This is a genomic window from Streptomyces sp. NPDC028308 (assembly GCF_055565855.1).
In genome coordinates, this window is the sequence record NZ_JBVHTO010000002.1 from 63,359 (window position 1) to 87,343 (window position 23,985).

The 23,985-nt window shown below is 68.9% G+C and carries 24 protein-coding genes and 1 pseudogene; 12 read left to right on the forward strand and 13 right to left on the reverse strand.

Going from position 1 to position 23,985, the window contains the following annotated elements:
• Positions 1–305 precede the first annotated feature (305 nt).
• Positions 306–1,142 carry an alpha/beta fold hydrolase gene (locus ACZ4VA_RS04515; RefSeq protein ID WP_468079703.1) on the reverse strand — a complete coding sequence of 279 codons (837 nt, stop codon included), beginning with the start codon at positions 1,140–1,142 and terminating at the stop codon, positions 306–308.
• A 90-nt stretch (positions 1,143–1,232) separates the two neighbouring features.
• On the opposite strand from ACZ4VA_RS04515, the gene ACZ4VA_RS04520 reads away from it, so the two are divergent.
• The 3 genes from ACZ4VA_RS04520 to ACZ4VA_RS04530 all read left to right on the forward strand — a co-directional run bounded on the left by ACZ4VA_RS04520 (position 1,233) and on the right by ACZ4VA_RS04530 (position 3,037).
• Positions 1,233–1,667, forward strand: a complete 435-nt coding sequence (locus ACZ4VA_RS04520) for a MarR family winged helix-turn-helix transcriptional regulator (RefSeq protein ID WP_468080302.1) — start codon at positions 1,233–1,235, stop codon at positions 1,665–1,667.
• Between the two features lie 93 nt (positions 1,668–1,760).
• Complete coding sequence (locus tag ACZ4VA_RS04525; protein WP_356174677.1) at positions 1,761–2,210, forward strand: hypothetical protein; 450 nt, start codon at positions 1,761–1,763, stop codon at positions 2,208–2,210.
• Positions 2,211–2,221: 11 nt separating this feature from the next.
• Positions 2,222–3,037: a hypothetical protein gene (locus ACZ4VA_RS04530; RefSeq protein WP_468079706.1), complete on the forward strand. Its 816-nt coding sequence runs from the start codon at positions 2,222–2,224 to the stop codon at positions 3,035–3,037.
• Between the two features lie 49 nt (positions 3,038–3,086).
• Here the strand turns inward: ACZ4VA_RS04530 and ACZ4VA_RS04535 are convergent, their stop codons facing one another.
• Complete coding sequence (locus tag ACZ4VA_RS04535; RefSeq protein ID WP_468079708.1) at positions 3,087–3,713, reverse strand: TetR/AcrR family transcriptional regulator; 627 nt, start codon at positions 3,711–3,713, stop codon at positions 3,087–3,089.
• Between the two features lie 160 nt (positions 3,714–3,873).
• Between ACZ4VA_RS04535 and ACZ4VA_RS04540 the strand changes: the two genes are divergently transcribed.
• A complete protein-coding gene (locus ACZ4VA_RS04540; RefSeq protein ID WP_468079710.1) occupies positions 3,874–5,067 on the forward strand; it encodes an alkane 1-monooxygenase in 1,194 nt (397 codons plus the stop codon).
• 119 nt (positions 5,068–5,186) lie between these two features.
• Here the strand turns inward: ACZ4VA_RS04540 and ACZ4VA_RS04545 are convergent, their stop codons facing one another.
• The 3 genes from ACZ4VA_RS04545 to ACZ4VA_RS04555 all read right to left on the reverse strand — a co-directional run bounded on the left by ACZ4VA_RS04545 (position 5,187) and on the right by ACZ4VA_RS04555 (position 7,887).
• Complete coding sequence (locus ACZ4VA_RS04545) at positions 5,187–5,807, reverse strand: PepSY domain-containing protein (protein ID WP_468079711.1); 621 nt, start codon at positions 5,805–5,807, stop codon at positions 5,187–5,189.
• Between the two features lie 95 nt (positions 5,808–5,902).
• Entirely contained in the window at positions 5,903–7,198 is a 1,296-nt protein-coding gene (locus tag ACZ4VA_RS04550) for a sensor histidine kinase (RefSeq protein ID WP_468079713.1), read from the reverse strand.
• Positions 7,195–7,887 carry a response regulator transcription factor gene (locus tag ACZ4VA_RS04555; protein ID WP_389392395.1) on the reverse strand — a complete coding sequence of 231 codons (693 nt, stop codon included), beginning with the start codon at positions 7,885–7,887 and terminating at the stop codon, positions 7,195–7,197. The genes ACZ4VA_RS04550 and ACZ4VA_RS04555 overlap by 4 nt, the downstream gene beginning before the upstream one ends.
• 104 nt (positions 7,888–7,991) lie before the next feature.
• Between ACZ4VA_RS04555 and ACZ4VA_RS04560 the strand changes: the two genes are divergently transcribed.
• The 3 genes and pseudogenes from ACZ4VA_RS04560 to ACZ4VA_RS04570 all read left to right on the forward strand — a co-directional run bounded on the left by ACZ4VA_RS04560 (position 7,992) and on the right by ACZ4VA_RS04570 (position 10,329).
• Positions 7,992–8,495: a hypothetical protein gene (locus ACZ4VA_RS04560; RefSeq protein WP_468079716.1), complete on the forward strand. Its 504-nt coding sequence runs from the start codon at positions 7,992–7,994 to the stop codon at positions 8,493–8,495.
• Between the two features lie 274 nt (positions 8,496–8,769).
• A pseudogene (locus tag ACZ4VA_RS04565) lies at positions 8,770–8,925 on the forward strand (Ku protein); the annotation flags it as partial.
• A gap of 567 nt (positions 8,926–9,492) precedes the next feature.
• Positions 9,493–10,329, forward strand: a complete 837-nt coding sequence (locus tag ACZ4VA_RS04570; RefSeq protein WP_389392397.1) for a hypothetical protein — start codon at positions 9,493–9,495, stop codon at positions 10,327–10,329.
• A 181-nt stretch (positions 10,330–10,510) separates the two neighbouring features.
• Here ACZ4VA_RS04570 and ACZ4VA_RS04575 read toward each other — a convergent pair whose 3' ends face one another.
• Together ACZ4VA_RS04575 and ACZ4VA_RS04580 are read right to left on the reverse strand one after the other, a co-directional pair.
• Positions 10,511–10,897 carry a GntR family transcriptional regulator gene (locus ACZ4VA_RS04575; protein WP_356174705.1) on the reverse strand — a complete coding sequence of 129 codons (387 nt, stop codon included), beginning with the start codon at positions 10,895–10,897 and terminating at the stop codon, positions 10,511–10,513.
• Positions 10,890–11,678: a hypothetical protein gene (locus ACZ4VA_RS04580; RefSeq protein ID WP_468079719.1), complete on the reverse strand. Its 789-nt coding sequence runs from the start codon at positions 11,676–11,678 to the stop codon at positions 10,890–10,892. The genes ACZ4VA_RS04575 and ACZ4VA_RS04580 overlap by 8 nt, the downstream gene beginning before the upstream one ends.
• Positions 11,679–11,919: 241 nt before the next feature.
• On the opposite strand from ACZ4VA_RS04580, the gene ACZ4VA_RS04585 reads away from it, so the two are divergent.
• Positions 11,920–12,141 (forward strand): DUF7489 domain-containing protein, encoded by a 222-nt coding sequence (locus ACZ4VA_RS04585; protein ID WP_468079721.1) that lies wholly within the window; start codon positions 11,920–11,922, stop codon positions 12,139–12,141.
• Between the two features lie 149 nt (positions 12,142–12,290).
• On the opposite strand, the gene ACZ4VA_RS04590 is transcribed toward ACZ4VA_RS04585, so the two are convergent.
• Together ACZ4VA_RS04590 and ACZ4VA_RS04595 are read right to left on the reverse strand one after the other, a co-directional pair.
• Positions 12,291–13,655 carry a glutamate decarboxylase gene (locus ACZ4VA_RS04590; RefSeq protein WP_356174714.1) on the reverse strand — a complete coding sequence of 455 codons (1,365 nt, stop codon included), beginning with the start codon at positions 13,653–13,655 and terminating at the stop codon, positions 12,291–12,293.
• 328 nt (positions 13,656–13,983) lie between these two features.
• Positions 13,984–14,418 (reverse strand): DUF7144 family membrane protein, encoded by a 435-nt coding sequence (locus ACZ4VA_RS04595; RefSeq protein ID WP_468079724.1) that lies wholly within the window; start codon positions 14,416–14,418, stop codon positions 13,984–13,986.
• 341 nt (positions 14,419–14,759) lie between these two features.
• On the opposite strand from ACZ4VA_RS04595, the gene ACZ4VA_RS04600 reads away from it, so the two are divergent.
• On the forward strand, positions 14,760–15,461 hold the full coding sequence (locus tag ACZ4VA_RS04600; RefSeq protein WP_468079726.1) for a hypothetical protein: 702 nt from the start codon (positions 14,760–14,762) through the stop codon (positions 15,459–15,461).
• A 398-nt stretch (positions 15,462–15,859) separates the two neighbouring features.
• Here ACZ4VA_RS04600 and ACZ4VA_RS04605 read toward each other — a convergent pair whose 3' ends face one another.
• The 4 genes from ACZ4VA_RS04605 to ACZ4VA_RS04620 all read right to left on the reverse strand — a co-directional run bounded on the left by ACZ4VA_RS04605 (position 15,860) and on the right by ACZ4VA_RS04620 (position 20,734).
• Positions 15,860–16,309, reverse strand: coding sequence for an SRPBCC family protein (locus ACZ4VA_RS04605; RefSeq protein WP_356174723.1), 450 nt, complete (start codon positions 16,307–16,309; stop codon positions 15,860–15,862).
• Between the two features lie 353 nt (positions 16,310–16,662).
• A complete protein-coding gene (locus tag ACZ4VA_RS04610) occupies positions 16,663–16,956 on the reverse strand; it encodes a putative quinol monooxygenase (protein ID WP_356174725.1) in 294 nt (97 codons plus the stop codon).
• Positions 16,957–16,994: 38 nt separating this feature from the next.
• Positions 16,995–19,556, reverse strand: a complete 2,562-nt coding sequence (locus ACZ4VA_RS04615) for a GH32 C-terminal domain-containing protein (protein ID WP_468079729.1) — start codon at positions 19,554–19,556, stop codon at positions 16,995–16,997.
• A gap of 215 nt (positions 19,557–19,771) precedes the next feature.
• Positions 19,772–20,734, reverse strand: a complete 963-nt coding sequence (locus tag ACZ4VA_RS04620; protein ID WP_468079731.1) for a carbohydrate kinase family protein — start codon at positions 20,732–20,734, stop codon at positions 19,772–19,774.
• Positions 20,735–20,957: 223 nt separating this feature from the next.
• Here ACZ4VA_RS04620 and ACZ4VA_RS04625 point away from each other — a divergent pair, with 223 nt between their 5' ends.
• The 3 genes from ACZ4VA_RS04625 (at position 20,958) to ACZ4VA_RS04635 (ending at position 23,970) form a co-directional block, all read left to right on the forward strand.
• On the forward strand, positions 20,958–21,980 hold the full coding sequence (locus ACZ4VA_RS04625) for a sugar ABC transporter substrate-binding protein (protein ID WP_356174733.1): 1,023 nt from the start codon (positions 20,958–20,960) through the stop codon (positions 21,978–21,980).
• A gap of 143 nt (positions 21,981–22,123) precedes the next feature.
• Positions 22,124–23,137 carry an ABC transporter permease gene (locus ACZ4VA_RS04630; protein WP_468079734.1) on the forward strand — a complete coding sequence of 338 codons (1,014 nt, stop codon included), beginning with the start codon at positions 22,124–22,126 and terminating at the stop codon, positions 23,135–23,137.
• Positions 23,134–23,970 (forward strand): ATP-binding cassette domain-containing protein, encoded by an 837-nt coding sequence (locus ACZ4VA_RS04635; RefSeq protein ID WP_468079736.1) that lies wholly within the window; start codon positions 23,134–23,136, stop codon positions 23,968–23,970. Before ACZ4VA_RS04630 ends, ACZ4VA_RS04635 begins: the two co-directional genes overlap by 4 nt.
• The last annotated feature ends 15 nt before the right edge of the window (positions 23,971–23,985 follow it).

Below are 23,985 nucleotides of genomic sequence, written 5' to 3' on the forward strand. Positions count from 1 at the left end.
TCGTGACCGGAACAACCGGCACACCATCGGCCAACGGCCTCCACCCCGTCAAAGGCTTTTCGCCTCGGTGTCCTCGTGCCAGTCGGCTCGGGCCTCAAGCGCATTGGGCACCCGCTCGCAAACCTCGCGGTGACCCACGTGCGCAGCCCGCTGTGGGCGGTGGCCCCTCACCGGCTGGCGTACTTGTTCAACAGGTGGACCCACCGCGACCCGGCCTGCCAGCTGAACCTGGCCGCTGTGATCATCTGTCGGCGAACCCGCCGACAGCCGTGAGGCCCGGAGGAGTGCGCACGGCAAGAGGTGTGTCAGGAACCGCCGTTGAGGAAATCGGCAAGTCGATCGTTCAGCCGTTCCGGGGCGGTGAGGGGCAGCGAGTGGTGAGTGGCCCCGGGGAGCACGGTCACCTCGGCCTGAGGCAGGGCCCGGCGGGCGCGGTCGGCCACGTGACGGACCTGATGGGCTCGGCTTCGTTCGGCGAGAAGAACGAGCACCGGCATGCGGAGGTCGGCGGCCCGAGGGCGGCGGCCGGTGATGATCTTGCGCCCGGCTACCGTGGCGGCCAGGGCGTAGAGGCGCTGCCAGGTCTCGTCCGGCTGGGTAGGGGCTGTCTCCCATGCCAGGAAGGAGCGGGCCCGGTCCTGAGTCGGCCGGATGAGCGTGGGTAGCGCCCGCAGCAGGTAGCCGAGGCGGAAGCCGGCGAAGACCTGAGTGGGGTCGAGCAGGGCAAGGCGGGTGACCCGTTCCGGGGCGTGCAAGGCGTAGTTGGCGGCTATCCAGGCGCCGTAGGAGTGGCCGCACAGATGGGCACTGCCGACGCCGAGCCCTTCCAGCAGGGCATCGAGCCAGAGGTTGAGGTCGTTGGCGTTCCGCAGGGCAGTGCCGTGGCGCTCGGTGCGGCCGACGTCGCCCATGAGGTCGACGGCGTGGATCCGGTGGTTGCGACCGAGGGCCGGCGCGTTGGCGAACCAGACCAGGCCGGTGGCCAGTCCGCCGGGCAGGAGCACCAGCGGAGTGCCGTCAGCCGGCCCGTACGACTGGACTCGCGTGCGCCCGTACGGCGTATCGATGTCGCGCTCCTCGGTGGACTTCGGCCAGCGGGCGCGCAGTTGGTCGTATGCGAGGTCGAATGCGGTCCGGGACACTGGGCATTCCTCTCGTTCGACGATATTCTCGCTCAGCGAGAGAATATGCCCGAGTCCCCTGGAGTGCGCGTGAACGATCAGAACTCGCCGATGATGCTGGTCCACCTGTTGCGTGCGGTCACCGTGGAGTTCGACCTGCTCGGAGCCGAGTTCGCCGCCCGCAACGGGTTGCACCCCACCGACGTACGCGCACTGATCCACCTGCTGGATGCCGCCCGGGAGCACACTCTCGCGACGCCTGGATGGCTGGGCCGGCAGCTGCGGCTGAACTCGGCCGGGACCACTGCCCTGGTCGATCGGCTGGAGCGGCTCGGGCTGGTCAGGCGCATCCGGGACACCGCTGACCGACGACGCGTGCTGCTGGAGGTGGAAGACAAGGCAACCGAACTGGGATGGTCGTTCTTCGGACCTGTCATCGGCGAAGTGGTGGCAGCAGCGGACGGGTTCGCGCCGGATGAGCTGGAAACGGTGCGCCGCTTCCTCACCGCGGTGTTGGACTCCACCGGACAGATGCGATGGCCCTGACCACCGCCCGGTGCCCCGCGAGCCTTGGGCATCGAGCCACGCGGCACCTCGACGCCCACGCCCGCCCCCTCCTGGAAGCCACGGAGAGATGACATGGCCACTCAGGCGATGCCGGCAAGAGCGCAGCGCACTTCCTTACTGCGGCTCGCGATCGCTCTGCAGACTCTGACCATCTTCCTGCAGGCGGTCTCCGCCGGCCTGTTGCTGACCTCTACCTACGGAGCGATGCTGCACAGCGTCGGAGCCCGAGTGATGTACGGGGCGACGATGCTGTACTTGCTCGCGGCACTGCTGGCGTGGAAACCGGGCGGCGGTTCGCTGCGGCCTGTCTGGCATGCGTCCGGCTTCCTCGCTCTTGCCTCGTTCCAGGTCGTGCTCGGCATTGCTCGCATACCGTCTCTTCACTTGCCTTTGGGCGTGTTGATGTTCGGCCTCAGCGTGCTGGCGCTTGTCCACCCCGCAGTCCGGCCGAATACCGAGGAAATCATGCGGGGACATGAGGAGCCACGGCATGACGCCGGCGAAGGCCGTGGCGGGCGATGACCGGAGGAACGGTGGCTTCGGCCCACGACGCAATCGGACCACAGAGCCGGGACTGCGCCGATACAAGATCCCCACGCCGGGCACGGTTCGCCGGCGCGCTGCTCATCCTGCTCTCTTTGATCCCGACTGCTGCCTGCTTCCTGGCCTTTGCATGGTGGTTGCCTTCCGACAGGGAGCGCTATCAGGACTACCGCGCGGCCCGGCCGTGCACCAACGGCGCGCTGCAGCGGCGGCAGACGGACTGCCTGAGCACGTGGCGGCTGACCGTGGAGAAGACGGTGAACGAGACCGGCAAGAGCAGCAGGTACGAAGCGGTCCTCACGGATGAGGACTCGTGGCGGGGCACCGTGAACTTCGGAGACGCCGGACCACTCCTGGAACGCTTACGGCCCGGTGACCGCGTCAGAGCCACCGCCTGGCGCGGCCACATCCGGGTGCTCGGTAAGGACGGCGTGAAACAGGACACCTCGGCAGCCCCGCGGGACGAAGTGCAGATGAACGCGGCCGTCGGCGTGCTGGCCGGGCTGTTCGCGGCCCAGCTCTTCTTGTTCGGTGCGATGCGTCTCGCCAGGCCGCGCGACTACAAGCCCTTCACCTGGGACCCGTACGGCAGGGCGCTGCTGTTCATCACTACCGGGGCCTGTTTCGGCGTGGGTCTGACAGCAGTATGGATCGGCATCCCTTGGTGGACCGTGCCCACCGTCTCTGTGCCCCTGGTGGCGATTGCGGCGGAGACACTACGCCTGCGCCTGAGCCGTACCGCAGCACACGAGGCCCTCTCCGCAGTGGACGTCAGCGGACCAGGCCGCGCTCGGCACACGGCGTGACCCGACCGCTGGCACGTTGCCCACTGGTCGCTGGATCCGATCGGTCGGTTCAGGCATCGACGGGCATTTCGAGGACGGCATGCGCGGCCCGCGCCACTCGTTTCGGAATGGAGTCTCCATCCGGCGTCGGCAACAGCATGTGGCTGATGGTCAACCGGACGACGAGATCGGCCGCTTCCTTCCTGCGCTCCTCCGGAATGTGAGGGGCCACGACGTCGAGCCAAGCCGCGACCAGCCTCCGAGCCTCGGAGAACACCGGCTCGGGCCGGCTGCTCAAGTAAGGCAGCAACGCCTCCGTACCGCCTTGCGCCGCCGACACCACAGCAGCGACGAACGGGTTGCTCCTCGCCTGGGCCAGAGCGTGACCGACGCCGGCCTCCAGTGCGGCTCCCACATCGCCGCGCTGTCTGTCCAGGACAGCGCCGACTCCCAGCAGGAAACGCTCTGTCTCGCGTTGCACGAGCGCCTGCCCGATTCCGGCGCGATCACCGAACTCCGCGTAGATGGAAGGCCGTGACACCTCGGCACGCTGCGCGAGGTCCGCCACCCTCACCCGGTCCCAACCCGCCTGCGTGGACAGCAGCCACGCTTCCCGCAGGACTCTCTCCCTCATCTGCTTGCGCCAGGCGATCCGTGGCGGATCGGGTGGCGCCACGTCGAGCGGTTCGTTCGCCAAAGTGCCCCTCCACACGTTGCTGATGCTCCATCAGAACTTTTACACGGCGCAGCATTTGTCAGTCGAATTCCGGGCTGGCACGCTCGGCATTCTCCCAGGGCGCCTCCGCCGAGACCGCAAGTCGGCAATCCGTGTGGTGCCCGTTGCCCAAGGAGGCTTCGTGTCCGACCGCGACTCGCAGGCGCCGCTCCCGTGGCGCGACCGCAGGCGTCATCTCTGGCCTCTGGCGCTCGTCGTTCCGACCCTGCCTTTTCAGGCGCAGGGACTGGTCGATCTGACCGGCAGCGGTCTTCTGTGGTGGTGGGGGCCCTTCTTCGCATTCTTCGTCATACCGGTCTCCGATCATCTACTGGGCTCAAACGAGTCGAACCCGCCGGACGACGTGATGAAGGCGCTGGAGGCGGATCGCTACTACCGCTGGTGCACCTACCTCTACCTGCCCCTGCAGTTCGGCGCCCTCGTCTGGGCCTGCGGCAAGTGGGCCGACGGCACCCTCTCCGTCGCGCAGGAGCTGGGCCTGACCGCCACCACCGGAGTCGTAGCCGGCGTAGCCATCAACACCGCACACGAACTGGGGCACAAACGTGAGCAGTTGGAGCGCCGTCTGAGCCGGATGGCGCTCGCGCAGACCGGTTATGGCCACTTCTACGTCGAGCACAATCACGGGCACCACGTTCGCGTGGCAACCCCGGAAGATCCGGCCAGTTCACGCCTGGGCGAGAGCTTCTGGCGCTTTCTGCCCCGCACCGTCCTGGGCAGTCTGCGTTCAGCCTGGCACCTGGAGCAGCGCAGGCTACAGCGTCGCGGCAAAGCCGTGTGGAGCCGGCACAACGACGTCTTGACCGCCTGGTCCATGACCGTAATTCTGTTCGGCACCCTGAGTGCGGTGTTCGGCCTCAAGGTCCTGCCCTTCCTGCTCCTGCAGGCGGTACTGGGTTTCTGTCTTCTGGAGACCGTCAACTACCTCGAGCACTACGGGCTGCGCCGGCAGCGAAGGCCCGACGGCCGCTACGAGCGCGTCACCCCGAAGCACAGTTGGAACAGCAACAACACCATCAGCAACCTGCTCCTCTTCCAGCTCCAGCGGCACTCCGACCATCACGCGAACCCGCTGCGCCGCTACCAGACCCTGCGCCACTTCGACGATGCGCCACAGTTGCCCTCCGGGTACGCGACGATGATCGTCCTGGCCTGGCTGACACCCCTGTGGCGCAAGGTCATGGACCCACGCCTCACCGACCACTACAAGGGCGACCTGTCCCTGGCCAACGTCCACCCGCCCCTGCGGCGCCGGTACGCAGCCCGCTACGCGCCGACGTCACCGGACACGCCGGCCACGCACCAAGGGGCCTGAGGCGGCGACGTGGGGTGTAATGAGCCACGCATCACGTCGCTCGCCACTCAACACACGCGGGGCCCAGCCGAAGCTGGGCCCCGCGTCCACATCACGCATCAATTCGCCCACCGGCGTGTTCAGTCGTGGTGCCGTCCATGCCGGCCGTGACCGTCGTCGTCACCGCCGCGACGGTCGTCGGACGTGCCGTCGTCGTGGTGGCCGGAGCGGTCGTCACCTCGCTCGTGGTCCGCCCCCGCCCGTGCCCCGTGGTCGTCCGCCCCGGAACGGTCGTCGCGGGCGTCGCCGTGATCGTCGCGGCGACTGTCGGCGCCAGAGCTGCCTGCTCCGCCCCGGGACCTGGTGACCTCGCCGGTGTTCGCGTCGACGTCCACGTCGTACCGGGCGCCGTCCCGGACGATTCGTACGCTCCACACCGCGCGACCGTGTTCCATCTCGCCCTCGACCTTGGTCACGCTGCCGCCGCCCACGTGGGAGAGCGCGATCGCCCGAGCATGGCGACTGCTCACCGCGCCCTTCGCGGGCGTGGTGGCGGTCGCTCCGGCCGTGTCGTCCATGGACGGCGTCGGTGTCGACGTCGCTGTCGGCGTCGCGGCTGACGTACTGGATGACGGCGTCGCCGAAGCCGACGACGAACCGGACGATGGGGAGGAGCCGTCGCCGCCTCCCGCGAGGGCGGTCCCGGTGACCGCGGCGACGAGTGCCCCCGAGGCGAGCAGTACGACCGATGTGCGCTTCATGGCGAACCTCCTGTGTGGGCGCTGCTGTTGAGAGGAGGTTCACGCACGCCGGGATAGGGCCGCGCTGCGCCAGTGCTAAGAGCGGGCTAAGGAGTTCATTCCGGCACAGCGGGCGAGGCCGGGGGTCCCAGCTCCAGCCTCACCCGGGCGCCACCCGCCCCGCCGGTCGCCAGGTCCATACGTCCGCCGCTGGCCTGGGCGGCCCGCCGGGCGATGTCCAGCCCCAGGCCGGTGGATCCGCCGAGGCTCGCACCCCGGCGGGCCATGTCCAACGACAGGCCGGAGCCCTCGTCCTCGACCGTCAGCACCGCCCCGCCGCCGGCCCGGGATGCCAGCGTGACCGTGAAAGCCGTGCCGTCAGGTGTGTGAGCGAACACGTTGCCCAGCAACGCGTCCACGACCGCGGCGAGTTCGTCATCGTGGATCCCGACCGGCAGGGGTCCTTCCTCCGTGACGTCCAGGGTGACGGCACGCCCGGTGTCCTCGGCCAGCACGGTCCAGAACGCCACCCGTCCGCGGACGGTCGAGGCCGCCTCACACATCGCGTACGCGTCCGTCTCGCGACGGTGGCGGGCCTCGCTGATGAGCCCGGTGACCGCCCGTTCCATCGCGTCGACGCGCGCGCCGATCCGCGCCGCGTCAGCGCCGGACAGCGATTCCGCCTCCAGGCGCAAGGACGTCAGCGGCGCCCGCAGGCGGTGGGACAGGTCCGCGACCTCCTCGCGCTCCGCCCGCAGCAACTCACGGATTCTGTCGGCGAGATGGTTCAAGGCCCCGGCGACCTCCCGCAGTTCCCGTGGCCCGTCCGGGCGGGCCCGAGCGGTCAGGTCGGCCCTGGCGAGGCGGTGTGACACGGCGGACAGCTCCGTGAGGGGACTCACCAGCGCGCGGCTGAGCCGGTCCGCGACGAGCAGTCCCAGGAACAGCAGCGCGACGCCGAGCCCGGCGAGCACCATCCAGGCCCGCGTCACCCCGCGCGTGAGCTCGGCGGTGGGCACGAAAGCACGGATGACGGCGGTGCCCTCAGGCCGCCCCTGCACCGCCACCACGATCTCCCGCCCGTCGGGGCGCTCCACGGTGCGGCTCGCACCCGCCAGGGCCGCGAGCCGTACGGCGCTGGTCCGCGGCGCCCGCGAACCCAGCACCACCCCGTCGGCCAGGAAGACGGTCAGCGGTCCCCGCGCCTGCCCGGCCATGTGCTCGACACTGGAGCGCACCGTGTCCCGGTCCGCCGTCCCCACCAGTGACACCAGGCTCTGCGCGTCCGCACCGGCCGCCGCGACGGCACGGTCCTGCGCCACCGTGCGCAGGAGCAGTGCCAGCGGCACGACGAACGCCAGGAGCGTCAGGCACATGGTGGCCGCGACCAGCAGAGTCAGCCGACGCCTCACGACGCCCCCGCGGGTGCGCTCAGCCGGACGCCGACACCGCGCACGGTGTGCAGATAGCGGGGCTCCTGCGCGCTCTCGCCGAGCTTGCGGCGCAGCCAGGACAGATGCACGTCCACGGTTTTGTCGGCACCCCCGTACGGCACTCGCCACACCTCGGTGAGCAACTCGCGCTTGGTGACCACCTGCCCGGCTCGTGCGGCCAGGTGGTGAAGCAGATCGAACTCGCGGGGTGTGAGGTCCAGCGCCGTCCCGCCGAGGCTCGCCTCACGGGAACCGGGATCGATGCGCAGATCGCCTACGACGACGGCAGCGGCCACCTCCCGGGAAGCGGCCCCGCGCCGCAGCACCGCCCGGATCCGAGCCTCCAACTGGGCGGCCGTGAACGGCTTGACCACGTAGTCGTCGGCGCCCGCGTCGAGACCCCGCACGATCTCCGCCTCGTCGTCCCTCGCGGTCGCGATGATCACCGGCACGGGGCTGACCGCACGCAGCATGCGCAGCAGCTCGATCCCGTCGAGATCGGGCAGACCGAGATCCAGGACCACGAGGTCCGGGCGCTCGTCCAACGCGGTCTGCAGTCCCCCCATGGCGCTCTGGGCGGCCGCCACGGCATGACCGCGCTCGCTCAGCGCCCGGATCAGCGGCATCCGGATCGCGGGATCGTCTTCGACTATCAGCAGGTGCACCACAGCGGGCACGCTATCCGAACCGTCCCCGGCCCAGCCGTCGCGTTAACCATCCCTTAGGGCTCCCCGGTGCTGTCCTTATCGCGGGCCGGGGCATAGTCGTACGCATGCCCTCCCGCACCCTCCTCGCCCTGGCAGGCTGGACAGCCGCCGCCACGGCCGCAACGCTCACCGGTCTGGCGGCCGTGCAGCTCATCGGTGACGGCATCACCGGCACCTCCGGGAGCGACGAAGTCACCTCGGCGCAGATCGAGCAACAACTCGACGCGGCACGCGCCTCCGCGTCTCCCCGCCCCGGTCGGACCCCGAACACGGCTCGGCCCACGCCGAGTACGGCGCCCACCGGCCGGACCCCGGCCCCGAGCGCGACTGCCGTCCCGGTCAGAAAGACCTTCTCCACTCCGGGCGGCACCGCGATCGCCGCCTGCGACGGCACGACGGTACGGCTGCTGTCCTGGGCTCCCGCCCAGGGATACGACGTCAAGAGCGCGGACCCGGGCCCCGACGACGAACACGCCGAAGTGAAGTTCGAGGGCCCCGGGGGCAAGGTCGAACTCCGCGCGCGCTGCGCCGACGGCATCCCCACCGGCTCCTGGAAACAGGACGACTGAGCCGCACCTCCCGGTCGCGCCGTCGTACCGCGACCGGTGGAGGTGACGCTCGTCAAGCGGTCGCGGCCGACGCCTCCAGGAGCCTCGCGTCCTGCGGTGTGGGGCCCAGCTCAGGAACAGGGACCGGCCCGGTGCCCGGCCGCGTGCACGAACGGCGCCTACTCAGCGGATACAGAGCCCTGGCCTGCGGTGTCTCATGAGTGAACAGGAGCGAGGCCGTGATCACGGCCCGCGAGGTGTCGGCATGCGTCACGTACGGCGAAGGTGGGCGGTCATGGCACGCGCAATCTGGAGCGATGTGATCACGTTCGGCCTGGTCACGGTGCCGGTCGGCCTGTTCACCGCCACGGAGGACCACACCGTCCACTTCCACCAGCTACAGCGGGGCACGTCCGACCGGGTCCGGAACCGGCGCGTGAACGAGCGCACAGCAGGCCCCCGCCAAGAAGGCGTCGTCCGCAAAACGCCGACCTACAGCCGAGCCGGAACAGACAAGAACGAGCTGCGGCAACTCAGCAAGGCTGAGCTCTACCAGCGCGCCACCGAGCAGAACGTCACCGGCCGATCCAAGATGAGCCGATCGCAGCTCATCGACAGTCTCGCCGGCGCCGGACGCCGCCGGAAGAAGACGGCCGCCTGAAGAGTTTCACGGGTGCGGACCGAAGAGCCGGCCTCCGCGAGAGCGCTGCGGATCATTCGCCGGCCGGGCAGAACACTGAAGTGATGTGTCGTCCCGTGGGGCTCAGACGAGGGCGGCCGCCAGGCAGGCGAAGGCCGCGATGCCGAGCATCCGGCCGCCGTGGGCGCGGCCGGGCTGGTATGGCCGACCCGGGACGCGAGCTACCGACGACCGATCGGCGTGCGGACGGTCGGTGGACGCGCGAGCGACAGCGGAACGAACCGCGCATCGGGAGCCGCATGAGCACCGGCGTCGACGTCGGCGGTGAAGCGGAGTCGCAGACGGGGAAAGGCCCCGTCGGAGGGCTACGGTTTACCGGTGAGTCATACCGAGCAGACCGCCGAGGGCGCGGGACCGTTCACCACCAGGTTGACCTGGGCTCTCGACGACGGCGGCACCGCGGTCTGGGAGTCACGGCGGGCGCGCAAGCGCGGCCTGATCAGCGTGCGCGCCACGAGCGGCGCCGAGCCGCGGCCCCTGGAGGCGGACGCGAGGACCCTTGCGCGCCTCGGCAGGACCAACACGGTCGCCGCCGGCGCGTTCGCGGCCGGAGGGAGCCTCTTCGCGGCCGGCGCGGCGATCGCCCAGGTCGGCCCGAGCGGTGTGACGAGTGCCTGGATCTTCTTCGTCGGCGGCCTGTTCTTCAACACGGGCGGTTACGCGTCGCTGCTCCAGGCCGTGAACGCTCCTCTGGGAGCCGATATGGCCGGGCCGCCCTCCGCTCGAAGCTGGAGGTGGTGGAGCTACGAGCCGAGCAGAATCGACTGGTTGAGTACGTTTCTGCTGTTCGCCGGAACTCTGGTGTTCGGCATCAACCTGTTGGCATCCCTGCTGCAGGGCCTTTCGGTGCAGCAGACGAACAGGCTGGTCTGGGCCCCCGACATGGTCGGATGCATCCTGTTCCTTATTTCGGGGCACCTTGCGCTGGTCGAGGTGTGCCATGGCCGCCCCGGCATGCTCCCGCGCAGTCTCGGCTGGTGGATCGTCGCGGTCAACCAGCTGGGGTCCGTGCTGTTCCTGGGTGCGGCCCTAGCCGATTTCACGAGGCCGGCGACAGGGAGTGTCCTGAACATCGACATCGCCAACTGGGGCACCCTCGCGGGAGCGTCGTGCTTCGTCATGGGCGGCGTTCTCCAGTTCCTCGAGCGCCCCTGACGCGAACCGCCGGCCGTCGCGTACGAGGCCATGGTCCTCGGCAGACCGATCCGCGAAAGGACCGCGGGTGGGTGACGGAGCCCGGTAAGTGGCCTCGCGGGAATGCGGCGACTCACCAGACCGCCGTACGGCACCCTGATGACCGAGTCCCGCCGGCAGGGACGGCGGAAGCCCGTGAGCGCTACGGATCACCCAGGTCGAGGGCCACACGGACGGCGGTCAGGATCGTCTCGGTGTCGGCGCCCAAGGCGCGTGCGGCGGAGGTGAAATCCCGTGCCAGCGTCGCGAGTTGGGCGGCGTACGGAGATGCCGGGCCGGCGGGAGGTGCCGCGACCCGGGAGCCGGCTCCGCGGCGGGTGCGGATCAGTTCGGCGGCCTCCAGCTCGCGATAGGCCCGGGCCACGGTGCCTGGCGCGAGGCCGAGGTCCGTCGCCAACTGGCGCACGGTGGGAAGCCGGTCGCCCTCGGCCAGCCGTCCTGTGAGGATCAGTGCGCCGAGTTGTGCGCGGATCTGTGCGTAGGGCGGGACCTGACTGGTGGTGTCGACGCGAACGGCTGGCTCATGCATGGCCGGGCTCTTCCGTCGCGTGATCGCCGACGGCGCGTGGAGCCACGACGGTGACCAGGGCCCATACGAGGGTGAACAGGTTCAGGAGAGCCAGCGGGTAGAACACCCAGAAGGTGAGCGCGCCCATCACGCCGGCGCATCCCGTCTCCGTCAGCGAGACGGAGACCATCAGTACGGCGTAGAGCTGCTGGCTCGAGACCAACAGACCCCAGGCTCCCGTCACCGCCCACGCGCGATCGCGCCGCTGCTGCCTCTCGCCCGGTCCGTCGGCGATGCGGCGCAGGGCCCACCCGCAGGTGGGGGTGGCTATGGCGAGTGCTCCGACCATCGGGAGGCTGTAGTACAGGCCGGGCCAGGGGCCTAGATGCGCACGCATCCCGTTGCACGTGACGGCGACCACCTTTCCCGACGCGTAGATCTGGCCGGAGTCGATGGAGGCCGTGACGGCCGCGATGGCCAGCAGCACGGCGAGCGAGAATCCCTGAAAGGCGATCACGGGGCCCATGTGCGGCGGCACATGGTCTCTCACCAGGCGTGGGGCGAGGCTCGCGGTGCGCACGACGTCCCGGGGAACCAGAGTCAGCGCGTCGGCGAGAAGGACTCCCGCCACCGCGCACAGACCGAAGGCCGTGATGCAGAACACGACGCGTTGTTCGAACTCGATGTGCCCCAGGGTGGAGAGGGCGTGTGCGGCGATGATGCCGATGGCGAGGCCGGACCAGCGGGCGTAATGGTCGGCGTGATCGAGGAAGCGGCTCTGGAGCGAGGCTGTGCCGAGCATGGAGAGGTCCCCCCGGATCATCTTGTATCAAGTAGCAAGTACAAGATGGCTCAGGCGCCATCTTGTGTCAAATATTTGATACAAGGTGCGCGCTCAGCGGGCAGGAGGACCCGGGGGCGGGGGGACGGGCGCGGCGCCGCACGTTCGGGACATTTGTCAGGCCTGTGGCGCGACACCTGTACCGCGGATCACGTGCTTCTCGGCACTGCTTCACACCCGTTGACCTCCGTAGGCTTGCGGCATGTTCACATCTCGTAGGCCAGGACCGGACGACGCCTGGGAAGGCGTCGTCGAGGAGAAGTCACGCGGCATGCTCGACGGAGCCAACATGTACCGCTTCGTGACCGTGCGGCGTACCGACGGCCAGTCCGTGAAGGTACGCATCGAGCGTCGACTGTGGAAGTCGATCACCGTCGGTGATCGCATCCTCAAGGAGCCGGGCAGTGGTCCGGTGAAGGCGTAGCCCCTACGTCCTCGGCTTCGGCCTTCGAGCACCAGGGGGAGCGTATTTCGGGTTCGGCGCGGATTCCAAGGAGCACCTCCGCGCCTACCGCCGACGAACACCATTCCGTCGGCGCGACGGTGAGCTCATCCGGCGCGGCGGGACCGCGCTCAGTATCCGGTGCCCCGCTTGACCTGCGCTCGCTCCGTCGCGTGGGTGGCACCCTTGGCGTCCAGGGTGCGGCACGCGTCTGCGATGTCCTCGCTCAGGCGGTCGATGTGCTCGCGGCTGAGCGTCTCCTTGACCAGCGCCCGCATGATCTTCACCTGCTCGGCATTGGGCGGGAGTGTGTACGCCGGCACCATCCAGCCGCGTTCTGCGGAGAGCTGCCATGCGATGTCGGACTCGTCGTAGTCATGCTTTCCGGCGAGGCGGAAGGCCACCAGCGGGAGTTGTTCCAGGTCGCCGCCGATCACTTCGAAGCGTCCGCCGTCGCGCAGGTTGTCCGCCAGCACCCGCGCGTTGGTCTGCATGGTCTCCATGACGTAGGTGTAGCCCTGATGCCCGAGGCGGACGAAGTTGTAGTACTGGGCGAGCACCATCGCCGCGCCGGTCGAGAAGTTGAGGGTGAACGTCGCGTCGGTCTTGCCCAGGTAGTTCTCGTGGAAGACGAGGTCCTTGGGCAGGTCCGACGTCTCACGGAAGACGAGCCAGCCGATGCCGGGGTAGACCAGGCCGTACTTGTGTCCTGATACGTTGATCGAGCGGACCTGTTCGAGCCGGAAGTCCCATGGCGAGTCGGGGTACAGGAAGGGCCACACGAAGCCGCCGCTGGCGGCGTCGACGTGGATGGGAATGTCCAGTTCCCTCTCCCGGCGAATGTCCCGCAGGAGTGTGTCGATCCCTACGACGTCGTCCTTGTGGCCGGTGAACGTGGTGCCCAGAACGGCGACGACACCGATCGTGTTCTCGTCGAGGTGCGGCTCCACGTCCTCGGGGCCGATCGTGTACTTGTCCTCCGCGAGGGGGACGATGCGCGGCTCGACGTCGAAGTAGCGGCAGAACTTCTCCCACACCACGTGCACGTCTCCGCCGAAGACCAGGTTGGGCCGGGCCACCGAGAGGTTGGCCGCCTGACGGCGCTCCCGCCACTTCCACTTCAGCGACAGCGCACCCAGCATGATGGCCTCGGAAGAGCCCTGGGTCCGGCAGCCGGACGTCTCGCCCGGTGCGTGGAAGAGGTCGGCCAGCATCCGCACACAGCGCTGCTCGATCTCGGCCGAGATGGGGTACTCCGCATGATCGATGAAGTTGCGGTGAAGGTTCTCGGCGATGATCCGTTGCGCCTCCGGTTCCATCCACGTCGTGACGAACGTGGCGAGGTTGCGCTGCGGATCGCCCTCCATGGCGAGGTCGACGTCCAGGAGCCTCATGGCGTCCAAGGCGCTCATGCCTTCCTGCGGGAAGGTCCTGGCGGGTGCGGGCGCGGTCAGGAAGCGGTTCCCGAAGAGCGCTGAGGGGTCCTGGTTCGTCATGACGAGAGGCCAACACTTTCTCGGGCGCGAGCCCTGTTCGGTACCGTCGGGCCGGAGGCGGTTTCACGAGTACGGCGCGATGTCGGTTCGGTACAAAGGGGCAGGGTCACCCTGTTCCGGTGGGTGGGTCCGTCCTGCCGCGGGCGGCCACCGACTCATCCCGCGGCACACACGGCTCCCGACGGCGGACGTGCTTCGAGCCGCCTCGACGCGCACGTCAGCGGAGGCCGGCGCACGAGGGCCTGCGGCAAAGCCGCGCCACGCCCGCCGGTCAGCGCGGTGGCGAGCGGAACGAAAACGGCGGGTGCCCCCACGCATGCCAGCCGCCCTACACGCGTGAGCCGGGGACGTGTCGAGGCTCGGCCAGCAGCCCGAAGATCACCAGCACGGACAGAAGCATGGTGGACAGGGACCAGAACGGGTACACGGGCAGGAAGATCATTTGCCCGACGAGGCAGAGAGCCGCCAGGCAGATACCCGTGCGACGCGCCCCCCTGGACCCTGCCAGGACTCCGATGCCCGCGAGACACATCACAATCCCCACCGCGACCCAGATCCAGCCCCACGCCGTGTAGTTCAGGATCAGCAGCCGATTGCCGTGGGCATAGGCCGTCGAGTAGTAGCCGTGATTGAAGATCGCGACGAAGCCGTTGAGCAGATTGAACAGTGCGCTGGTCAGTAGCAGAATCCCCGCGAACGCCACCCAATGCGATCGCTCCATCGGGGGCACGCTGTCAGCTGGCGACGAGACCTGTGGATCCATGAATCCATCACAAGCGCTTCTCTCACGGTGCGCAACTGCTGACAGCCCGTCGACGCGACAGACCCGCCGGGCCTCACGACCACGGTCCGAAGATCCGAGAGACCCGGTGCCCGCCCCGCACTACGACGTCAGGATGCCGCGCAGTCACGCCGGGGCGGGTGCACGCTGATCGTGTGGTGAGACGTGTCCGGTCGCGCTGAACGCACGCGAGGCCTTCGCCGGCACGCTCGTGCAGCAGGGACTGCCGGGCGCGTCCAAGACCGGTCAGTACGGACCGGCCCCTTCTGGTGGGCGGGGCGCCATGGGTGATCGGACTGGGCCAGGCCTTGAGGAGCGCGGGTTTGGACGTGCTGATGTGGGCGGGCGCTGAGGATGGCGCAAACACGTCACCGCAGCGGGCCTCGAACTCGCGCACGGAGCACGTCACCGCAGCGGGCCTCGAACTCGCGCACGGAGAGATGCTCGCGACCGCGACCAACCCTCGCAATCGTCTGGAAGGAGTGAGCGCGGTGTTCCTCCTCACCGACGACGACTTCAACGCCCTCGCCTCCGTCGTCATCAAGGACGACGTGCAGGGCCCGGTCTATCGGGTCGGGCCCCCGAAGGACAGTCACGGCGTGGTCGCTTCCTACACGGGTGACGACATCCTCTTCGGCACCACGCTGGTCCGGCACCGACTGGCCGCCCGCCACGAGCACGGCGCCCGCTTCCACGTGCAGCCCGGATCACGACCGATCCCCCCGGACCAGGACGTGCTGTTCGTCGTCCGTGCCGACGGCCGGCTGGCCCCGGCCACGGAGACGCAGATGCTCAAGGTGTTTCCGGGTGACACGGCCGTGCTGAGGACAGTCGATGATCTCGTGGGCCGTGCGTTTTCAGCTGCGCCAGTGCGCCAAGGCGAGCAGGTGGGTCGGCCCGCTGGCCGAGACTGGTTCAGGGCGCCACCCTGGCTGAGCCGGCGTCCACCGCGGAGGGAGCGACAGGCCGCCCAACTCGTGGGCCTGTTCCGTCGATTGACCATCGGCGTGCTGTCCCTCCAGTAGGCGACAGGCACCCTGTCCCCGCGCTACACACGGAGCACGCCCGCTTCGATCGTCGGCGCGGCGGCCCTGGACAGCCAGCCGCTGACCGTCCATTCCTAACTGCAGAGGGCCTTTCGGGGCGCTCCGGTGTCCTGTACACCCGCATGTCCAGTGCGAACGGCGATGCCACCACGACAGCTGTACCCGACCCGCTCCACGCGCCGCGAGTCGTGGTAACTGTTCTGGAGCCGAAACCGGGCGCGAGCCCAGTGACGAACCCCGTTCACCGGTCCTGACACATGTCTGGGTACCCCTTGCCTCTCAGTACCGGTTCCGAACTCCGTGCGCCTGGCTGCGACAACGCCCTGAACCGGCCGGTCGTAGTCGACGGCGCACCGCCGGTCGGGAAGGAGAAGACTTCAGAGCGCGGCTTCAGCGGCGGTCTTGATGCGCCTGCCGAAAGCCGGCGCATCCTTGCGCAGAGCGACACCGGCAAGCGGGAGCAGCAACTTGCCGAGCCCGTGCCCGTCGAGGACGTTGAAGAGACGAACCCGGGTACCGCCGGCGGCGGTCGGTTCGAGGTCGTATCCGCCTTCTCGCGCGGTGAGCGAGTTCTTCGAGATCTCGCGCCACCGGATCCGGGTCGGTGCGGTCAGGTGGGTGATCTCGAATTCGCGCTGCGACTTCATTCCGGAGTCCTTGACGGTGCTGCGGAAGACGGTTCCGACGTTCGTCTCGCCGTCTGGGATCTTGTCGATCTTCTGCACACGCGGACTGAAGTCGGGATCGTTACGGCCGTCCGCGAGGTAGGCAAAGACGTCCGCGATCGGGCGGTCGATGTCGACGGTGGCTTCGAACCGAGTGCTCATACTGTCCCTTCCCGAGGGAGCGAAGACGGCTGCCTTCGCCTGACTTTGCACGAGGACGGTTGCTCGCCGCCAACGCTAGGGATGTACCGGAAACGATCCGACTGCGGTCATACGAAGAGAGGCTGGGCTCCCTGGCCTCACTCCCGCACCGGAGGGAGGCACGACGAAAGAGGAGACTCCCAGGCCTCTCCCCCAGAGTAACGCCGATGCTCCGAGGCGGCAGGAGGAAGCGGCAGTCCTCATGGCTGTTCGAGGACCCCGCGGCAACTGTCGGGCAGCCCCGTCGGCACGGACCGACACCCGTCCTCAGCCTCAGCGCGTGAGGGCCGGCCCGCGAGGCGGGCCGGCCACGGTCACGCCACCGGGTCGAGAAGCGTCAGCACCGAGGCGTCCTCCTCGATCAGCGGGGCGAGTGCGGCGTTGAACGGAGCCCCGTACGGCGCCTTCAGGTGGGCCTGGAAGGCGTCCTCGTCCCGGTACACCTCGAAGATCCAGTAGGCGCGCGGGCTCGACGTCTTGGTGTAGACGTCGAAGGCGAGGTTGCCGTCCTCCTCGCGCACCTTGCGGGCGTAGTCCAGGAGCAGGCGGGTGACCTCGTCCTCCGCGCCTTCACGGGCGGTGAACTCGGCGAGCAGGGTTCTGTTCACGGTGTGGTGTCCTTCGTGGTCGGGCGTGGAGAGAGGGCTCAGTCGTGGATGGAGTCGAGGCGCCAGACGCGGGCCTGGTCCAGCCTCACGGAGCCGTCCTCGGCGAAGACCTGGACCCCCTGGCTGTCGGGGTCGGGGAAGATCTGGTCGGTGATGACGGCTTCGCCGTCGCCGCCGAAGACCTCTACGGATGACCAGTCGACGAGGATCCGCAGTTTCACCTTGTCGTTCTTGGCATGCAGTGGTGCTCGCTGGACGCCGGGGAAGGTGCTGTTGAAGTCGACGGCGCCGGAGTGGGTGCGGTCGACGTACAGCTCCTGTGTCGTGGTGTCGTAGCCGATGACGGTCTCCTCGCCCGCGGCGCCGGTGCGCACCTTGAGGCCGAACCGTTCGGCGTTCTCGAGGGAGAAGGTGGCTTCGATGTCGAGTGCCTTGCCCGTGGCCGCGGCGCCGATCAGCGGCTTCGTGGTGCTGTCGACGGTGACACCGGCCGCGGTCGCCGGGTGCCCGTGCCGGAGGGACTCCAGGCTGCGCACCGGTTTGCTGGTCAGCCGGGGTCGGCCGTCGATGCTGCGCAGGCTCATCTCCCGGGGGACGCTTTGCGCGCCGCGCCAGGGGGCGGTGGGTATGGCGCCGCCGTAGTCCCAGTTGTTCATCCAGCCGATCATGAATCGCTTGCCGCCGGGGGCGTTCTCCCAGGACACCGCCGCGTAGTAGTCCTTGCCGAAGTCGGCCCAGTCGGCGCGCTGGACGGCGGACTTGGCGGCGGTGTCGGCGGCGGTGAACTCGTCGGCCATGATGTGGCCCCAGCCGGCTGTGTTCATGTCGACGATCTGGATCCGCGCCCTCTTGCCGGCGTAAGGGCGCAGGTCCAAGGAGGCCCAGTCCAGCGTCTCGCTGTCGGAGCCGGTGGCGCTGCGGACGACCTCGCCGTCGACGAGGAGGTTGACGGACGTCTCCTGGGAGACCGGCCGGGCCTTGGTGTCCGACAGCATGAGGTGGTCGACGTTGAGGTGGCCCCAGCCGCCGGTGTTGTCGTCGACGATCCTGATCCGCGCCTTCTCGCCGGCGAGGTCGTCGACGTCCCAGGAGGCCCAGTTGAGTGCCTCGGCGTCGTTTCCGGTGGCGCTGCGCACGACTCGGTCGTCGACGAGGAGTTCGATGGCGGTGGGGTCGGCCGAGCCCTCGGGGTGGTGTCCGCCGCCTATGAGGAAGTTGATGTGCTTCTTGTCGATGGTGAACGCGGGCGAGGTGAGGGTTCCGGTCCCGGCGTCGCCTCCCTGGAACGTGTTGACGAGGCCGCTTCCCAGGAAGCCGGAGACCTCCTGTTGGCCGGGGAGGGTGCCGGTGGCGGGTGCCGGGCCGAAGGCGTCTCCGGTCTTCGTCCAGTCGCCGTAGCTGCCGCCCTCGAAGTCGGCGAGGACCGTACCCGCGGGTGGAGGCCCCTGTTCCATGACGCTTCCGGCTTCGTGCGGGTGTCGTCCGCCGCCGACCTTGAAGTTCAAGTAGCGACTGTCCACGGTGAATTCGGGTGAGGTGAGCGTCCCGGTGGTGCCGTCGCCGGAGTGGAAGCTGTTGGCGAGTCTGTCGCCGTCGAAGCCGTCGACGGTCCCCTGCCCGGCCAGTGCCCCGGCCGACGGTCCGTCGCCGAAGGCGGTGCCGGCCGGTGTCCACGTGCCGAAGTCGGTGCCCTCGAAGTCCTGCACCACTGTCCCGGCGGGCGGCGTGTAGCTGCCCTTGTCATCGGGTGTGAACGTCCGGCCGTCGAAGTCGCCGATGAAGTACTGGGCGGCTGAACCGCCCGCGATGCCCCCGGGGTTGATGTTGACGACCAGGACCCACTTGATGTTGCTCTCGTCCCCGTCGACCGCGAGGGGGAACAGGTCGGGGCATTCCCACACTCCGCCCGTGGCGCCGGCGGGACCGAACTCGCTGAGCTGATCCCAGTCCTTGAGGTTCTTGGACGAGTAGAACCGCACCTTGTGCTCGGTGGACAGCGAGACCGTCATCAGCCAGCTCTTGGTGGGCGCGTACCACTGGACCTTCGGGTCGCGGAACTCTCGTGAGCCGATGTCGAGTACGGGATTGCCCTGGTACTTGGTCCAGGTACGGCCGCGGTCGGTGCTGTAGGCGAGCGACTGGGCCTGCTTCCCGCCGTCCTTGTAGGCACTGGTGTAGATCGCCACCATGGCCGGGTTCTTCTTCGTGCCGAACCCCGTGGTGTTGTTCCGGTCGACGACCGCGCTGCCGGAGAACACCATCTCCTTGTCGTCGTGGGACAGGGCGAGCGGCAACTCCTTCCAGTGCACGAGGTCCTTGCTCACGGCGTGCCCCCAGGACATGTCGCCCCAGGAGTTGCCGTTCGGGTTGTACTGGTAGAAGAGGTGGTACTCGCCCTGGTAGTACACCAGGCCGTTGGGGTCGTTCATCCAGTTCTTCTCCGGGGTGAAGTGGAACTGGGGGCGATGGTTCTCGGAGTACGGCGGGCTGTCGGCAGCGGCGGCCTGGGGCGCGAGCGTGGCTGCGGACAGGGCACAGACGGTTGCCACCGCTGCGGCCAGCCACGTGCGGGCATGACGGGGTACACGTCCAGGGCTCATGGTGTCTCCTGTGTGGCGGCCGTCCACGCCGCGGGGCCTGCTGCCCGGCACGGACGCACCGAAGAATGACGCCTCGCCGACGCCGTCGTCCACGGCAACCGGCAAGATGACGAGTTGGTGTCATCGATGACATCGAGTGGCCCGATGATGGAGGCAATCCGCCCGGTGCGTCAACGGTGCGACTCCGATCGTCTCGGCGCGACTCGGCTGCCCGTTCAGCCGCGCCGGGCTGCGGCCGGCAGCGCCAACTCGCTGTGCCGCGGTGGGTTGGGGCCGGCGACCGAGCAGGTCAGGGCCGCGACCTGAGCGGCGAACCGGCAGGCTTCGGCGACGTCGTCGAGGCGGAGTTCGGCCAGCCGGCCGCCGAGGAGGCCGCGGGTGCCGAGGTGGTGCAGCAGCCCTGCCGTGAAGGAGTCCCCCGCCCCCACCGTGTCGGTGACCCGTATCGCCACCGCGGGCACGTGCAGCCGCTCGCCGTCGAGCGAGGCCAGGGCGCCGTCGGCGCCGCGTGTGATCACCACCAGCCGCACCCCGGCCGCGTGCCAGAGGTCGCATGCCCGCTCGGGCGGCGTGCCCGGGAGCAGGAGGTCCAGGTCGTCCTCGCTCAGCCGGAGCACGTCGGCGAGGGCGCACCAGTGCGACAGCCTGGAGCGGTAGACCGCGGGATCCACCAGCAGGGGCCGGACGTTGGGGTCGATGCTGATGGTTGCCTGAGGTACTGCCGCCGCCAGGAAGTCCTCCACCGCGGCCGCGCCGGGTTGGCGGACCAGGGCGAGGGATCCGGTGTGCACGCAGGCCGTGTCGGACAGGTCCACCCCCGCCAGTTCCTCGGCTGTCCACTGCCAGTCGGCCGTGTTCTGCGCGTGGAACGAGAAGGTGGCCTGCCCCCGCGCGTCGAGCTCCGCCACGGCCAGCGTGCTGGGCTCCGCGGCCGCGACGGCGTTCGACAGGTCCACCCCGGAGGCTTCCAGGCGGGCCCGGAAGAGACGGCCGAACACGTCGCCGGACAGTCGCGCGAGGAGGCGCGCGGGCGTGCCGAGGTGGGCCAGGGCGACAGCGGTGTTCGCAGGCCCGCCGCCGGGCAGGACCCGCAGGCCGAGTTCGTCGGGGCTGCTTGCGGGTGTGGTGAACGCGTCCGCGACGCACTCCCCCAGGACGGTGATCTGACGCGGGCTCATGGGTTTCTCTTCTCTGCGGACGCGCGGGCGGAAGCGGGCACGGAGCGGGCATCCGCCACGGCCGTTACGGACTTGTGTCCGGTCCAAGGCATTGACGTTGCCGGGAGGCGGAGTCCATCATCCTCGGCAAGCAGTGTCAACGATGACATAAGTCAACGATGACACCTCGGTGGCGGCATCCCCTGATGCCGCCCCACCGTCCGCGATCCCACAGGAGCACTCCATGTCCCGCACCCCTCGTCTGCCCTCGGCCCTCGTCAGAGCCGCCGCCTGCACCGGTCTGGCCGCCCTCACCCTGACGGCCTGCGGATCCGGCTCCGGAACAGACACCACCGACTCCGGTTCGGGCAGCGTCAAGGTCGGTCTGATCACCAAGACCGACACCAACCCGTTCTTCGTGAAGATGAAGGAAGGCGCGGAGAAGGCCGCGAAGGCCGACGGCGCACAACTGATGACCGCCGCGGGCAAGTTCGACGGAGACAACGCCGGCCAGGTCACCGCCATCGAGAACATGGTCGCCGCCGGTGTGAAGGGCATCCTGATCACCCCCAGCGACTCCAAGGCGATCGTGCCCGCGATCGAGAAGGCCAAGGCCAAGGGAGTCCTGGTCATCGCCCTGGACACCCCGACCGACCCGCAGAGCGCGGTCGACGCCCTCTTCGCCACCGACAACCTCAAGGCCGGCGAGCTGATCGGCGAGTACGCCAAGGCCGTCATGAAGGGCAAGAGCGCGAAGATAGCCACCCTCGACCTCGCGCCGGGCGTCTCCGTCGGCGTCCAGCGGCACGACGGCTTCCTCAAGGGCTTCGGCATCGACGCCAAGGACCCGGCGGTCGTGTGCTCCCAGGACACCGGAGGCGACCAGGCCAAGGGCCAGACCGCCATGGAGAACTGCCTCCAGAAGGAACCCGGCATCAACGTCGTCTACACCATCAACGAGCCCGCCGCACTGGGCGCGTACACGGCACTCAAGGCCAAGGGCCGGGAGAAGGACGTGCTGATCGTCTCCGTCGACGGCGGCTGCACAGGCACCCGGGCGGTCAAGGAAGGGAAGATCGCGGCGACTTCGCAGCAGTACCCGCTCAAGATGGCCGCCGAGGGCGTCAAGGCCGTCGTGACCTACGCCAAGGACGGCAAGAAGGCGTCCGGCTACACCGACACCGGTGTCACCCTGATCACCGACAAGGCGCAGGACAAGGCCGCCTCCAAGGACACCGCCTACGGCCTGGACCACTGCTGGGGCTGAGCTCGCGCGGCCACCGGCCCGGCGTCCTGCACGCCCTCGGCCGGCCTGCCGCCCCAACTCCCCTACCAGGAAGGGCTTCGGCCTTCTCCCTTGTCCCGCGACAAGGACTGACACGGACTTCTGTCTTCCGACAAGGACTTCGCATGACCGCCACGTCCACGCCTCCGAGCACGTCCTCGCCGTACGCCGGGCTCACAGCGCCGACCACGGCCCGCAGGCTGCTCACGGCACCGACCACCGGCCCGCTCGCCGCCCTCCTCCTGGCGTGCGTCTTCTTCTCCTTCTCGACCGAACAGTTCCTGACCGGCGGGAACTTCTCGCTGATCGTGCAGCAGGTCATGGTCGTCGGCATCCTCGCCATCGGCCAGACCCTGATCATCCTCACAGCGGGCATCGACCTGTCCTGCGGTGCGGTGATGGCCTTCGGCAGCATCGTGATCGCCAAGATGGCCGCCGAGGGCTCCCTTCCGCCGCTCCTGGCCATCGCCCTGGGTATCACGGTCTGCGGCGGCTTCGGGCTGCTCAACGGGCTACTCGTGCAGAAGATCCCGCTGCCCCCGTTCATCGTCACCCTCGGCATGCTCAACGTGGCGTTCGCGCTCACCCACATCTACTCCGAGGAGCAGACGGTCACCAACCTGCCCGGCCCGCTCACGGCTCTGAGGCAGACCTTCCCGCTCGGCCACACCGACATCACCTACGGCTCCCTGGTCACCATCGCCCTGTTCCTCCTGCTCGCCTACGCGCTGAGCAGCACCGGCTGGGGCCGGCACGTCTACGCACTGGGCAACAGCCAGGAAGCCGCGCGGCTGAACGGCATCCGCACCTCCCGCCTGACCATCGGCATCTACACCGTGGCCGGCCTGCTCTACGGCCTCGCAGCCCTGCTGCTCATCTCCCGCACCGGAGTCGGCGACCCGCAGGCCGGCCAGACCGACAACCTCGACAGCATCACCGCCGTGGTCCTCGGCGGCACCAGCCTCTTCGGCGGACGCGGCTCGGTGCTGGGCACCTTCATCGGCGTCCTCATCGTCGGCGTCTTCCGCAACGGTCTGCAGCTGATGGGCGTCGCCTCCATCTACCAGACCCTGATCACCGGAGTGCTGGTGATCCTCGCGGTGACCGTCGACCAGATCTCCCGGAAGAAGGCCCGATGACCGCCACCTCCTCCCCCACCCCCGTCCTGCAGGCCCGCGGTCTGGTCAAGCGCTACGGCCACGTCACCGCCATCGACGGAGCCGACTTCGACCTGCTGCCCGGTGAGGTCCTCGCCGTCATCGGCGACAACGGCGCCGGAAAGACCAGCCTGATCAAGGCACTTACCGGTGCCGTGGTCCCCGACGCGGGCGAGATACGGCTCAACGGCAAGCCGATCCAGTTCTCCGGGCCGCAAAGTGCGCGAGCCCACGGCATCGAGACCGTCTACCAGGACCTCGCCGTCGCCGCGTCCATGGACATCGCCTCGAACATGTTCCTGGGCCGTGAACTGCTCCGGCCCGGCATCCTCGGCAGCGCCTTTCGCATGCTCGACAAGAAGCGCATGCGAAAGGAGGCCGCCGAGCACATGGCCGACCTGAAGATCGGCCTGCGCTCGCTGACCCAGTCCGTCGAGACCCTCTCCGGCGGGCAGCGGCAGGCCGTCGCGGTGGCCCGGGCCGTCACCTGGGCCCGCAGCGTCGTCGTCATGGACGAGCCCACCGCCGCCCTCGGCGTCAAGGAGTCCGGCCAGGTCCTGGACCTCATCCGCCGCGTCCGCGACAAAGGCATGCCGGTCGTCCTGATCAGCCACAACATGCCCCACGTCTTCGAGATCGCCGACCGGATCCACGTCCACCGGCTGGGCAGGCGCGCGGCCGTGATCAAGCCGTCCGACTACTCCATGGCTGAGGTCGTCGCCATCATGACCGGCGCACTCACCGTGGACGCGGCCGGAGATACTGTCGTAGCGGATTCCGAGGCGGTGAAGGCCGCGGGAGTCCAGGCCACCTGACCACACCAGACGAAA

Coding starts and splice junctions, on each gene's coding strand:
- ACZ4VA_RS04520 (WP_468080302.1), top strand. CDS start 1,233: ATGATGCTGGTCCACCTGTTGCGTGCGGTCACCGTGGAGTTCGACCTG.
- ACZ4VA_RS04525 (WP_356174677.1), top strand. CDS start 1,761: ATGGCCACTCAGGCGATGCCGGCAAGAGCGCAGCGCACTTCCTTACTG.
- ACZ4VA_RS04545 (WP_468079711.1), bottom strand. CDS start 5,807: ATGAAGCGCACATCGGTCGTACTGCTCGCCTCGGGGGCACTCGTCGCC.
- ACZ4VA_RS04560 (WP_468079716.1), top strand. CDS start 7,992: ATGCCCTCCCGCACCCTCCTCGCCCTGGCAGGCTGGACAGCCGCCGCC.
- ACZ4VA_RS04575 (WP_356174705.1), bottom strand. CDS start 10,897: ATGCATGAGCCAGCCGTTCGCGTCGACACCACCAGTCAGGTCCCGCCC.
- ACZ4VA_RS04580 (WP_468079719.1), bottom strand. CDS start 11,678: ATGCTCGGCACAGCCTCGCTCCAGAGCCGCTTCCTCGATCACGCCGAC.
- ACZ4VA_RS04585 (WP_468079721.1), top strand. CDS start 11,920: ATGTTCACATCTCGTAGGCCAGGACCGGACGACGCCTGGGAAGGCGTC.
- ACZ4VA_RS04590 (WP_356174714.1), bottom strand. CDS start 13,655: ATGACGAACCAGGACCCCTCAGCGCTCTTCGGGAACCGCTTCCTGACC.
- ACZ4VA_RS04595 (WP_468079724.1), bottom strand. CDS start 14,418: ATGGATCCACAGGTCTCGTCGCCAGCTGACAGCGTGCCCCCGATGGAG.
- ACZ4VA_RS04605 (WP_356174723.1), bottom strand. CDS start 16,309: ATGAGCACTCGGTTCGAAGCCACCGTCGACATCGACCGCCCGATCGCG.
- ACZ4VA_RS04615 (WP_468079729.1), bottom strand. CDS start 19,556: ATGAGCCCTGGACGTGTACCCCGTCATGCCCGCACGTGGCTGGCCGCA.
- ACZ4VA_RS04620 (WP_468079731.1), bottom strand. CDS start 20,734: ATGAGCCCGCGTCAGATCACCGTCCTGGGGGAGTGCGTCGCGGACGCG.
- ACZ4VA_RS04625 (WP_356174733.1), top strand. CDS start 20,958: ATGTCCCGCACCCCTCGTCTGCCCTCGGCCCTCGTCAGAGCCGCCGCC.
- ACZ4VA_RS04630 (WP_468079734.1), top strand. CDS start 22,124: ATGACCGCCACGTCCACGCCTCCGAGCACGTCCTCGCCGTACGCCGGG.
- ACZ4VA_RS04635 (WP_468079736.1), top strand. CDS start 23,134: ATGACCGCCACCTCCTCCCCCACCCCCGTCCTGCAGGCCCGCGGTCTG.